This window comes from Flavobacterium enshiense DK69 (genome assembly GCF_000498495.1).
In the GTDB taxonomy this organism is placed as follows: domain Bacteria; phylum Bacteroidota; class Bacteroidia; order Flavobacteriales; family Flavobacteriaceae; genus Flavobacterium; species Flavobacterium enshiense.
On the sequence record NZ_AVCS01000016.1, the window covers coordinates 16,354 to 28,742 of the forward strand.

13 protein-coding genes are annotated in these 12,389 nt (G+C 33.5%); 10 read left to right on the plus strand and 3 right to left on the minus strand.

Translation table 11 applies throughout. The features are described from left to right. Nucleotides 1-68: 68 nt before the first annotated feature. Nucleotides 69-584, minus strand: a complete 516-nt coding sequence (locus tag FEDK69T_RS11930; RefSeq protein WP_023574422.1) for a hypothetical protein — start codon at nucleotides 582-584, stop codon at nucleotides 69-71. A 356-nt stretch (nucleotides 585-940) separates the two neighbouring features. Between FEDK69T_RS11930 and FEDK69T_RS11935 the strand changes: the two genes are divergently transcribed. Together FEDK69T_RS11935 and FEDK69T_RS11940 are read left to right on the plus strand one after the other, a co-directional pair. Beyond that, nucleotides 941-2,494 carry a T9SS type A sorting domain-containing protein gene (locus FEDK69T_RS11935; protein WP_023574423.1) on the plus strand — a complete coding sequence of 518 codons (1,554 nt, stop codon included), beginning with the start codon at nucleotides 941-943 and terminating at the stop codon, nucleotides 2,492-2,494. A 289-nt stretch (nucleotides 2,495-2,783) separates the two neighbouring features. Continuing rightward, the gene (locus FEDK69T_RS11940; protein ID WP_023574424.1) at nucleotides 2,784-3,872 is read left to right on the plus strand and encodes a type I restriction enzyme HsdR N-terminal domain-containing protein; all 1,089 of its coding nucleotides are present in this window, start codon (nucleotides 2,784-2,786) and stop codon (nucleotides 3,870-3,872) included. Between the two features lie 215 nt (nucleotides 3,873-4,087). On the opposite strand, the gene FEDK69T_RS11945 is transcribed toward FEDK69T_RS11940, so the two are convergent. Beyond that, complete coding sequence (locus FEDK69T_RS11945) at nucleotides 4,088-4,609, minus strand: DinB family protein (protein ID WP_051385135.1); 522 nt, start codon at nucleotides 4,607-4,609, stop codon at nucleotides 4,088-4,090. A 527-nt stretch (nucleotides 4,610-5,136) separates the two neighbouring features. Here FEDK69T_RS11945 and FEDK69T_RS11950 point away from each other — a divergent pair. The 7 genes from FEDK69T_RS11950 to FEDK69T_RS11980 all read left to right on the plus strand — a co-directional run bounded on the left by FEDK69T_RS11950 (nucleotide 5,137) and on the right by FEDK69T_RS11980 (nucleotide 10,651). Then, on the plus strand, nucleotides 5,137-6,537 hold the full coding sequence (locus FEDK69T_RS11950; protein ID WP_023574426.1) for a S41 family peptidase: 1,401 nt from the start codon (nucleotides 5,137-5,139) through the stop codon (nucleotides 6,535-6,537). Between the two features lie 455 nt (nucleotides 6,538-6,992). Further along, entirely contained in the window at nucleotides 6,993-7,484 is a 492-nt protein-coding gene (locus tag FEDK69T_RS11955; protein ID WP_023574427.1) for a hypothetical protein, read from the plus strand. Between the two features lie 313 nt (nucleotides 7,485-7,797). Continuing rightward, nucleotides 7,798-8,397 (plus strand): hypothetical protein, encoded by a 600-nt coding sequence (locus FEDK69T_RS11960; protein WP_023574428.1) that lies wholly within the window; start codon nucleotides 7,798-7,800, stop codon nucleotides 8,395-8,397. A gap of 71 nt (nucleotides 8,398-8,468) precedes the next feature. Continuing rightward, nucleotides 8,469-8,861: a DUF1801 domain-containing protein gene (locus tag FEDK69T_RS11965; protein ID WP_023574429.1), complete on the plus strand. Its 393-nt coding sequence runs from the start codon at nucleotides 8,469-8,471 to the stop codon at nucleotides 8,859-8,861. Nucleotides 8,862-8,878: 17 nt separating this feature from the next. After that, entirely contained in the window at nucleotides 8,879-9,337 is a 459-nt protein-coding gene (locus FEDK69T_RS11970; RefSeq protein WP_023574430.1) for an SRPBCC family protein, read from the plus strand. 286 nt (nucleotides 9,338-9,623) lie between these two features. Further along, on the plus strand, nucleotides 9,624-10,070 hold the full coding sequence (locus tag FEDK69T_RS11975) for a VOC family protein (RefSeq protein WP_023574431.1): 447 nt from the start codon (nucleotides 9,624-9,626) through the stop codon (nucleotides 10,068-10,070). A gap of 197 nt (nucleotides 10,071-10,267) precedes the next feature. Beyond that, nucleotides 10,268-10,651: a SpoIIAA family protein gene (locus FEDK69T_RS11980; protein WP_023574432.1), complete on the plus strand. Its 384-nt coding sequence runs from the start codon at nucleotides 10,268-10,270 to the stop codon at nucleotides 10,649-10,651. 223 nt (nucleotides 10,652-10,874) lie between these two features. Here the strand turns inward: FEDK69T_RS11980 and FEDK69T_RS11985 are convergent, their stop codons facing one another. Beyond that, nucleotides 10,875-11,387, minus strand: a complete 513-nt coding sequence (locus FEDK69T_RS11985; protein WP_023574434.1) for a hypothetical protein — start codon at nucleotides 11,385-11,387, stop codon at nucleotides 10,875-10,877. Between the two features lie 463 nt (nucleotides 11,388-11,850). On the opposite strand from FEDK69T_RS11985, the gene FEDK69T_RS11990 reads away from it, so the two are divergent. Continuing rightward, nucleotides 11,851-12,279 (plus strand): hypothetical protein, encoded by a 429-nt coding sequence (locus tag FEDK69T_RS11990; protein WP_035629533.1) that lies wholly within the window; start codon nucleotides 11,851-11,853, stop codon nucleotides 12,277-12,279. Nucleotides 12,280-12,389 lie beyond the last annotated feature (110 nt).

A 12,389-nucleotide genomic window follows, 5' to 3' on the forward strand; every position in this document is an offset into this window, starting at 1 on the left:
TTAACACATTATAAGAAAATATTTCTTTTTAAAATTTGATTTAGAGAATTTATTTTTAATTATTTTTCCTACAGATTTAATTTTTTCTCCATTTTTAATTTTAACATTTCGAGCGTTTCCTTCTGCAACTGTAGTAGCTCCAGCTTGTGTAAACTGTGACGGCTGAGCGTTCTTGTTGCTCGTGTTTTGATAATCTTTATAAGATCTGGCGACACGGCATACTCTTCTTGGTTGGCTAAAAACTCCACCACCTTTAAGGCTACCAGACATTCTTGACGATGGTTCTCTACTATACCGATTTCCCTTTCGGTGCGGAGCAGCTTTATCTGCACCTTTTGATATTCGCGTTTTAGCTTTTCCTTTGCTTTATGCTGTTCCTCTTTTAGGAGTTGCTGACCTTCTTTTGATACTTTTTCATTCTGTGTGCCCTGCAATAAGGCACCAAATTGTTGTTGGGCATGCAGTGGCAGACTACGGTCACCGGATTTGAACATCGTCCATTGGGTTCTGTGTATACCCAAAAGCATACCCATTTCCTCTTGGTTTAATCCTAGAATATTTTTTAGCTCGGGCGTTTTTTTCATTTGTGTCCTTTTTTTTATTTTTCAAATATAGACACAAAAAGTGTGTCCTTTTTCTGAAAAAAAATATTTGGACACAAGTATTGCATGTAACATTCTATAAATGTACTTTCAAAAAATCACCAAGTTTAGTGATTGTGTAGGTTAATTTTTATGATTACGTTTGCTAAATATAACAAAAAATAACTCTATTGAGGTATCAGTCTCAACATTGCACATGACTACTATACCACAAATTACCATTTAGCTTAATGAATAAATCTTACTTTTCGTTTCTAAAAAGAGGGATTTATTGAATATATAAACGAGTTACAAGCTATTTTAGGACAATACAATATGATATAATAAAAAAAGAAAAGATGAATAAATTTAAAATCTTATTACTATTACTTTTAGTTACACCAATTGTAAATTCCCAAGTACCAAATATAGTTTGGAGGAAATATTACGGAGGAAATAGCGGTGAAGCAACATCAATATTAAAGACTTCTGATGGAGGCTACGTTATTGCAGGCATAGCCGAAAACTCACATTCTGAAGCAGTGGATTTTCACGGCAGTCGGGATGGATTTATAGTTAAACTAAATTCTTTGTATGAATTAGAATGGTCTAAATGTTATGGAACTCAAGGACTAGATGAAATCAAAGAAATAAAGCAAACTAGCGATGGTGGGTACATTTTTACAGGACATACGAGTTTACCTTATCAACCTGGTTCAACACTAACTGATTTTTGGATCGTTAAAATTGATAGTTTAGGCAATGTGATCTGGGAAAAACGATATGGGGGTACAAATGAAGATTATGCAAAAAGTGTCTGTGAGATTAGTACAGGTGGATACCTTGTAACAGGCAGTTCTCGATCTGCCGATGGGCATGTAGGTTCAAGTTTTGGATATGATGATTATTGGGTACTTAAACTCGACATTAATGGCAACATAATATTTAGCAAAATATATGGAGGCCCTAGAAATGATTATGGCATGTCATCAGTTGTAAACCAAGATGGTAGCTATGTCGTATTGGGAGAGGCATTTTCTTATACTGGCCAAGTAATTTGTAGGAACCCTTCTACTTGTGAATCAGATTTTTGGGTTGTAAAGTGTAACAACTCTGGTAATATTATATGGACAAAATGTTTTGGTCCCAATTATTCAGGCTCAAATTATTTCAGTACTCCACATAAAATTATCAAAACAACTGACGGCGGGTATGTACTTATTGGTAGGGGCAATAGTGGCGATAACCCTCAAGGAGCTACCGATTTTTGGGTGATTAAAATTGATTCTAACGGCAACCTACAATGGAAAAACTCTTATGGTGGCACTGAACATGACAAAGCCTTATCTATAAAACAAACTGTGGATGGTGGTTATATTGTTGTAGGCTCATCATACTCTTCCGATGGTCAAGTAACTGTCAATCTTGGTCAATATAGTGTTGAGAATGGCTGGATTATAAAAATAAATAATAATGGCGTATTACAATGGCAAAAAACTGTCGGAAGTAGTTTCTTCGGATATGACCATTTAAGCGACGTAGTTGAGGTTGGTACAAATGAATTTATTGCTGTTGGAAAATCGGGCAACTCCAACGATGACTGCTTTGAAAGCAACGGTAGAGGTTTTTGGGTAACTAAATTAGCTACTGGCACTTTAAATAGTGAAAATTTTCAGTTTACAGATTTTGAAATCTATCCAAATCCAACTGAAAATTTATTGAAATTCAGGTCCAATTCAAATGAAATAGTTTCTAAAGTAATCATCCATGATATAAGTGGAAGAAAAGTTTTTGAGTTAAACTCTGAAAATATAACTGAAGTCGATATTACAACATTAACAAAAGGTGTTTATACTATAACTATTTCAAACAAAAATTATTCAAACTCAAGAAAAATTATTAAAAAACAATAATTCCCCTTACGCTCGCGCGAGCAGGATGCTCGTCCCAACAAACAAAATAAATAAAAAACTACAACCGTAAAAAGTTGTAGTTTTTTATTGTAAAGACGGTTACACGCTACAGCATTTACATATATAACACAAATAAATCATGTAGTTATAAAAAATTTTAACAAAAATTTTAAACATTTATCATCTATTACTATTTTAGTACAAAGGACAAATCTTACTTATTACTTTCTTTAAAGAGAGGTGTATTGTAACTATAATCTAGTTGACTGCAAACGTAAAAAACATTAAGATGAATAAAGAAAAATGGGAAGAAATATGCTTTTTGCTATCTGAAAGTATAGTGACTGCAATTAGCGAAAGTGATTTTGAACAAAATATAATTCAAGCTTTAAGAGTTTTGAATTGGAAGGCATATTCAGGGGATTTTCAAATTCGTCCTTCTTTTCATATTGGTGCATCAAATAGAATCACGCCTGACATAGTTATCAATTCGCCAGAAAAAAGAAACTTATTCGTAATTGAAATCAAACAACCAAACATACAGTTGAATACTAAATTTCAGCAACAATTATTTTCTTACATGCGTCAATTAAAACTTGAATATGGTGTTTTAATTGGTCAAGAAATCCAAATTTTTTATGATGGAGATTTAACAGAACACGAAGACCCAGTTTTACTTGAAACTATTGAATTTGAAAAAGAAAGTGAAAAAGGGGTGAAATTTGTGGAGCTATTTAGTAAAGAGAATTTTAGTTATGATTCATTGAAAATATTTACGCAAAATTCACTTGACAAAATCAACAGAGGAACTGAGCAAAAAATATTGTGGGAGAAAATTTTATCGCCCGATTACGAATTGAAAGTTTTAGAATTAATCAAGCTGGACTTTCTAAATAAATACGATGGAGAAATAATCGACAACGTGCTGCAAGGTTTATCAGTAAACATTACAGCGAAAAATACAACTGAAAATGGGATACCAAAAATTCAAGAAAATATCTACAAACAATTTGAAAGTAAAAACACTAAAGACCATACAAGATACATTATCAATGGAATGGGAACAAAACTTGCAAAAAACAGATTTGTTTTAGAATTTATTAGAGCTTTCTTGAAAGAAAACCCTTTAGATTTTAGAAGTCTTAAAAATGTTTTTCGAGATGAATATCAAGGTTCAACTGGTGTAATTAATAAACTTGAATTGGTTGAAACAAAATATGCTAATAAATCAAACAAAAGACACTTTACCGGAAATGAAGATATTTTGACAAGCAGTGATAATGTGAAGTTTGTAGTTTCGACAGAATGGGGAAAGGGAAATATTGAAAATATTGTTGATTTGGCAAGAAAAAAAGGGTTTAAAATTGAAGAAGTTTAAACTGAAAAATTTAGATAAAACTAGCAACTAACAACGCCCGCTGCGCAAAGTCTGACTACGTCGAACCACTTTGTTAGGTTTCCCGACTTTACGCAAAGATTTTTATCAATAATACCAAAAAGCGATAAACATAAAAGCCACGACTTAACGTTGTGGCTTTTTACATTTGTTTGACAAATGCTTCCACAAAGCCAAGAGACTTTGCGGAGCGAGGATTATTTTGATTCGCTCCAAGGAGGTGTTATTCCGTTCACTCGAGCATAAGCAATTAATTGTCCGAGATGTTCATTCGAGTGCCCCAGAACAATCAAAATTGCACTCATGTTGGTAAATTCACCGGGGAATGGAAACACGATCTTATTCGCCAAAGCACTATCCTTTGTATTTTTGATCGTTTCGATTATTACATCATAGGATCTTTTCAATTCCTTTTCAATAGCGTCTTTTGTTTTGAGGTCTTTTTCAAGAGTTTCCATTTTCACATCTGCAGGGATTTTAGCACCTAGCTTCGATGCAAAAAAATAATTCGATGAAATAATATGGCTGCAGACCTCGGCAACAGACCGAACCCCTTTCCCGGGTGAATAAGAATACTTTTCAGCCGGAATAGCCTTTGCAAGTTGCATTACATGTCCGGACACATAAGTAAGGGAACCTACAGATTCTTTCTGAAACTGCCCCTGGCAAAATGCAGTTGATGTAAGCAAAAGCGCGAAAAATGTAAGTAAATATTTCATAAGCTTTAAATTTATTTTAACTATTCTAAAGATAGTGAAAAACACTGAATGTTTTTTTGTTTTTAAAGTACCCCGATAGCGAGCATTTACTTCGTCAGTTCGGCTAAAGCCTCGGGTGCACTCGAGCATAGCGACAGCCGAAGGAATCCGTGCCCACAATCAGAAGAAATAAAAAACTACAACCGTAGAAAGCCCCGCTGCGCAAAGTCTCCCAACTTTGTGCAATAATGTTTACAACAATACTAACTGTGAAATAAAAACAAAAGTTACAACTTAACGCTGTAGCTTTTTGTTTTTGTTCTAGAAATGAGCACGCAAAATCAGGAAACCTAACGAAGTGGTTCGACGTAGTCAGACTTTGAGCAGCAGAATTTTGTTCTTAGAGAACAACTGAAAAATACATAAAATTCATCTATAAATATTCAATGGCTTTCAAACAACCTCGCGATCAAATAATTAGATGCTAAAATTGCGTAATTTTGAAGTAGGTGACAAAATCAATTTTATAATAATTAAAAAAAGTCTACATGATGAGAATTTTTACTACCCTTGGGTTTTTGTTTGTTACAGTTTACCTTTTTGGACAAAATTGTGATTGTTCGTCTGAATTGTCGCATGTAATAACCTATTTTGAAAACAACAATCCTGCTTTTCAGAAAATTAAAAACAATCCAAAAGACTATAAAAAATACCGTAAGGAATCTGAAAAGTTAAAAACGGCAACAAAACTTGAAAAAGACAGCGATCGTTGTATTGTTTATCTTGACCAGTATGTTTCGTTATTAAAAGACCATCACAGTGATATTGGTTTCCAAATGAAACGAACCGACTTAAGTACGCCAGAACTCATTGCCAATTTTAAATCTTCAAAAAATTACCTGCAATTTGAAAAAACAAGTATCGATACTGTTCAATTGATCCCATTGTTGCGTGCCAAAAAAACATCCGATATCGAAGGGATTTACAGCGATGGAGGAAAAATTGTTTTCGGAATCATCAAAAAAGAAAATACTCTCAATCAATACCAAGGTGTGGTACTGAAAAAAAACAAACTGTTAGATGTAGGCCACGTATTGTTAGAACTCACTCAAAAAGAAGTGCAAAGGTTTGATGTCAATTACAATGTTGGTCTTTTGGGGTTTAATACTAACCGAATATTCAAGAATCTTAAAATCGAAAACGGGCAGATTACAAACTTCGGATTTTCGAAAATAAATACCGGTTCTACCTCCAACGAAAAGGAATATGAATTTAAAACCGTAAATGATTCAGTCAATTACTTACGTTTAAGTTCGTTTGACCACAAGCTTACCGACCAACTCAACTCCTTTTACAACGGCATAGACAAGCCCATTCAAGCCAAACCCTATTTGATAATTGATCTTAGAAACAATGGTGGCGGTAGCGAAAAATCGTATTTGAATTTATTGCCTTATGCCTATACGCGACCTTTGAAAATCGATGCTGCATTGGTATGGGTTTCTCCGGAAAACATCAAACGATATGAAGAAATAGCATCCGATGGAAATGCGGAACTTATCGAACGAATGAAAAAAGCCAAACCTTTCACTTTTATTTCCTACTCTGAAAAAGGAAATGACACTTGGACGTTAGAGACCTCAACAACCTATCCTAAAAAAATAGCACTTTTGTTTGACCGGGGTACGGCAAGTGCCGCTGAAGGTATGATTTTGTATTTTTTACAAAGCGATAAAGTAATTACAATTGGTGATAATTCAGGTGGTTATATTGGTTATGGAAATGTAATGACTGGACAAACCCCATGCGGAAAATACACTATCCGATCCACAACCACTAAGTACGAGGAGAAATCCAAATATGAATTCGTAGGCATTGAACCTATGTATAAAGTTGCAAAAGAAAAGGATTGGATTATGTATGCAATTTCATTATTCTCTAAAAATTAAGAGCGTTTTTTAATACACTTACTACAAAAAAAAATCCTCGCTACGCAAAGTCACCTGACTTTGAGTAATAATGTTTGCAATAATAACTTTAAAATAGAACAAAAAGCTACACATTAAGTTGTAGCTTTTGTTTTTGTAATATGAATGAGCATGCAAAGTCAGGAGATTTTGCGGAGCAGGTAGCCGAAAGAATCCGTGCCCACAAACAGAATAAATAAAAAACTACAACCGTAAAAGTTGTAGTTTTTTATTTTAAAGATGTTTGCGAGCTATGATTAAAAGTCGATAAATTTTAATTGCGCTTAAGGAGTTTTATGACAAATTAGTATCTTAGTACAAGATCAAATTTTCTTTTTGATAAAACCATAGAGTTTGATTCTATATATATTCAAGTAGGCGGTCAATGTAAAACAAACACTGGCAAAAGAAAATTTTTAAGAATAAATATCAAATAAATGAAAGCTCAATCGACAGACAAAAAAACCTTTCAGTTGACTGAAAACGGACAACAATTAGGAGAACTCATTTATGAAAATTTGTTTTTTCTAAATGCTGAAATTAAACTGACAAGTTCAGATGTATTTGAAATAAAACCCGTTGGCCTTTTTCAGACAAGTATTAACGTAACACAAAACGGAACTGAAATTGCAAAACTAGTAATGAATTGGCGTGGTGAAATTGTTATTTCATACCAAGATGGTGAAGAATATGTTTTGAAATTGAATACGTTTTTTTTCGGTAAGTACATAATTGAAAATAAAAAAGAAGAAAAAATAATTCAACTTGACCCTAAATTTAATTGGAGAGAATTTCACTACAATTATGACATAGTATACAACATCACAGACGACAATAAATCAAAAGACCCGTTATTGTTATTACTTGGAGTTTATGCAACAAATTATTTTGTAGCTTGTATGTCAGGTTCCAGTGCAGGAATGATGTAAAAGACAACGAACCACCAACCCCTGATAGCCCTAATTTACTTCGTCAGTTCGGCTAAAGCCTCGGGTATAATCTGTGCCCACAAACAGAATAAACAAAAAACTACAACCCAAAAAGTTGTAGTTTTTTATTTTAATGACGCTTGTTAGCTATGATTAAAAGTTGAAAAACTTTAATTACAGTTTAAGGATTTTTATTACAAATTAGTATCTTAGTGGGAGATAAAATTTTCTTTTTTGATAAAAGACAAATTTGATTGCAGATATATTCAAGTTTGCAGCTATTACCTAATTTGATTAAATAACTAGAACTAATATGAAAAAAATAACTACAAGCCTTTTTCTCCTTTTAATTGGATACAAGGCAATTTCACAAAATGGAGAAACGGTGGGAAATGGTAACTCTATATCCGAATTTTTAAGTACACTTATTCTTCCTGCTCTTATTGGGGTAATAGGATATTTATTAAAATCAGGTTATGATTTATTATTAAATAGACAAAAGCTTAGGAGAAGTGTATTGGAAGAAAAACTAAAAAACTTCTATTGGCCAATATTGACTAGGCTAGAACAAAACACCTCAATTTGGAGGGCAATTCTTCAAAAAAGAAATGAAAATGATGAGTTACAAAAAAAAATAGGACAATATGTTGAAGAAAATATCATTATAAAAAATCATCGAGAAATTGTATCAATTATTATTAATTACAGACACTTAGCGAAGTTTGACGATAAATTAAGCGACGTATTGCAAAAATATTTACGACATGTTGGGATTTATGAAGGGATACTTCGTTCTGAAGTGCCAACTCTCCCTGGTTTATTAGGAGCACCTTACCCCAACGACTTTGATGAAATTATCAGTGAAAGAACAAAGCAACTTCAAATCGAATTAGATAAAAAAACAATTTTATAACAGCTGCCAACACGGGTTTTGCGTCAGTCGGGATGACGTGCAAACTGGGGTTTGGTTCACCTAATGGGCTTATGAACTCAGAAATTCAAGCATTTAACAACAAACAAACAGTAGGCGACAAAGAAATTTGCGACTTGCTTGCCAATATCATTGACAGCGAACTAACCGAAGCTGAAAGCAAAATTTGGCACGCACATCCTGTTTGGTTTTTAGACGGCAACCCGATTGTTGGTTACAGCAAACAGAAAAAGGGAATTAGGCTGATGTTTTGGAGCGGTGCTGACTTTGACGAAGTTGGACTTAATGTTAAAGGTGAGAAATTCAAAGACGCTTCAATTTTTTACAACAAACTATCTGATATCAACACTGACGACTTAAAAAGATGGCTGATTAAATCAAAGGAAATTCAATGGGATTATAAAAATATAGTGAAGAGAAAAGGACTACTCATAAAATTACGATAACCAAACACTTTATATTTATGAAAAAACTTCAATTCAAAGTAAAAATTAATGCACCTGTAATTAAGGTTTATGATGTTATGCTTGGCATTAGCAATAAATCAAATTACGAACAGTGGACTGCTCTCTTTAACCCGACATCCACTTATGAAGGATCTTGGGATAAGAGTAGCAAAATGCTCTTTATCGGTACAGATGAAAAAGGTGAAAAAGGAGGAATGGTTTCTGAAATAGTAGAAAACATTCCCAATAATTTTATATCAATCAAACACATCGGAATTTTAGTCGCAGGTAAAGAGATTACCGAAGGCCCTGAAGTTGAAAAATGGGCAAACGGATTTGAAAACTATACCTTCGAAGAAAACAATGGGACTACAACAGTTACTGTTGACTTAGACTCCACAGAAGATTTTTTAGATTATATGAACGATACTTACCCTAAAGCACTGGACAAGTTGAAAGAAATATGCGAACAATAAGAAGGTTATGAAAATCCCCCGCTGGCGTGAGCACCCTACTTCTGCTCACAAACAGAATAAATAAAAAACTACAACACCAAAAAGTTGTAGTTTTTTTGTTTTATAGACACTTGTAAGCTATGGCTAAAAGTTGACAAACTTTGATTTCTTCTTAATGAGTTTTATTGCAAATGATTATCTTAGTACTAGCTCAAATTTTCTTTGACAAAAAGATAGCGTTTGATTGTATGTGCATTTGAGTTATACACAACTTAAAGAAAATCCGCTAAACCATAAATTTTGGACTATGACAAAACATAATTTGCTTCGAATGGACAATGTCGGAATTGTGGTAGAATCTCTCGACGAAACTATTTCTTTTTTCCTTGAACTCGGCTTGGAGCTGGAAGGAAGAGCAATGATTGAGGGCGAATGGGCTGGCCGTGTTACGGGACTTGGCAATCAATCCGTAGAAATAGCCATGATGGTTACACCAGACGGAAACAGCCGACTGGAGTTATCGAGATTCATTAATCCGAAAGTAATAGCAGATCATCGCAATGCTCCGGTAAATGCCCTAGGCTATTTACGTGTTATGTTTGCGGTTGCCGACATAGACGATACGCTTGTCAGACTTTACAAACGCGGCGCACAACTTGTCGAAGAAGTAGTTCAGTACCAAGACTCTTATAGGCTTTGTTACATTCGTGGACCCGAAGGGATTTTAATCGGACTTGCCGAACCACTTAAATAAAATTAAGCAACGCATAACAACAGTTTTAAGAAATTGGGCTTTAGACAAAGTTTAAGATTATTTTATATGTCTGGCTTTAGTCCCCCCGCTGGAGTGAGCATCCTGCTCATACCTACAAAAAGTTTTAACTGTTCTGAAAATTGATTTGAATTAGATTATGCACGAACAAAATGCCCAACTTTTTAAAAAACGGAATTATGGTAACACAAATAAAAACATTTGAAGGCAATGCCCTTGCTTTGGAATTAACAGGGCGATTTACAGAGGCTGACACTTTACTGATCGAACAGCTTTTTGAGGAAAAATTGAATGCAGGCCACAAACACGTTAATATATTAATCAAAGTTAAAGATCTGTCCCTACTTAAGAATATGGATTTAAAAGCATTTTGGGAAGCCGAAATATGGGGAATTAAGCATTTTGGTAAATTAGGCCGTTGCGCGGTAGTGGCCCAATCAGACGTAATCAAGTCGGTGGTCAAAATTGAAAACAAAGCGCTTCACCTTGTAAATGATGCTTTTGAAGAAAAATATTTTGATACAGCGCAATTGGAGGAAGCGTTACAATTTATAGAAGGGTAAAGTTGTTTTGATATAAAAGTAAACGAAGATTGTTGTCCCAACCTGCGCAAAATCTACCGACTTTGACCAATACTATTTACAACAATACTATCTGTAAAATAAAAAGAAAAGCTACAACGCTAAGTTGTAGCTTTTTGTTTTTGTTCTAAAAATGAGGACATAAAGTCAGGAAACCTAACGAAATGGTTCGACTTAGTCAGACTTTGCGGAGCAGGTTAATTTATCAATCCGGATATACTGTACTTTCCAGGATATATTTATAGGTTTTTTGATACTCACCAAAATAGTAAGCACCTGTATCACCGTGATACTCGGATAAAGTTATCGTCTTATACACATTATGATTGTTATCATATGAACGTGTACAATTGTAATCAAAAATGTAACCATTATTCGGAAAAGTACATTTCAATATACCACCAAAATCATACCAATGAATATTGGTAGTTGTTACTGTATAACATTCTTGACCTTCAATTTTTCCTTCTGTTATGGTGGCTATTGTTTGCTGAAAAGGATCTTCAATTGTTTGATCGTCATTTATAACAATTTTACCATTTTGAAGTTCACAATCGTTGGCTATTTCGTTACCCGCTTCATCTTTAATACTTATTAATTTCCATGTTTCTACACTTTTTAAAATAGGTGTAAAAACGGGTTTTTTATTATCGTTATCATTATCACTTGAACAGGATATTAATAGGGCAAGGCAGATAAAAAATAAAATTTTCTTCATTTAAGTTTAATTTATAATTCAATTGCAACTTTAGTCAGTTGCTGTTAAAACTATTTTTGAAATATTAAAATAGAAATCCCCAACGTGGGTTGAGGGTTTTGAAACTGATGTTTACAAATATACCAAAAGCCGGAAAGCGAAATTTGAAAAGACAGGAGAGAAGTGTAAATCCACACAATCGGATCAAAGCCATACCAAACTTTCGGATACAGTTTTAAAATCACCAGATTTAGTGATTGTATAAGCCTTTTTTTATCATTACATTTAATAGTGAGTTAGTTGCATAAAAACTGACAAAAGCCTCCATCCATATTTAAAGTCCTTTTTCAAAAGAATTAATGAGCCTGTACAAGGATTGCTTGAGGTCAAAGGAAATATCTTTTCATACATATATTTAATAGTTAAGCACAAAAGCTCTACTCTATCTTAGCCCTTTAAAAAAGATAATCTAAATCATTGGAATATGAAAAACAATACGAAAATAAAGACAATATCATTTATAATAATGATTCTCCCTTTAATATGCTTAGCACAAAGCGACAAAGACTACATATTTGGCAAACGTTGGTACGCCATTAAAGCTTTTTATGGCGCTCCTGGAGAACAAAAAACCACAGACTTTATTTGTGAGGAGTCAACTATCATTGATAATCATCCCTATCTTTTTTATATTGATATAAATTCATCTGGCAGTATACAAACAGATCGTCAATTCCAATTTAAGAAACCGCTTTATTGTCGGATTGAAAACTTCAAACTATCCATGTATTTTTCCTATGATGCAGATGATAAAATTCAATTTGATATAAAAGAGAGAACGGATGATCTTTTGCAACTTGAAGGCCCAAATAAAGAAATGTATTTTTTAGTTTCCGACAATAAAAGAAAATAAACAAAAATTGACAAATCTGTGCCTAACAGCGGTTTTAATAAATACGAGCTTAAGTCAAAAATTTAAGCGAAAAAATGAGGCAATTAATGCCTCATTTTTTTGTTTATAAA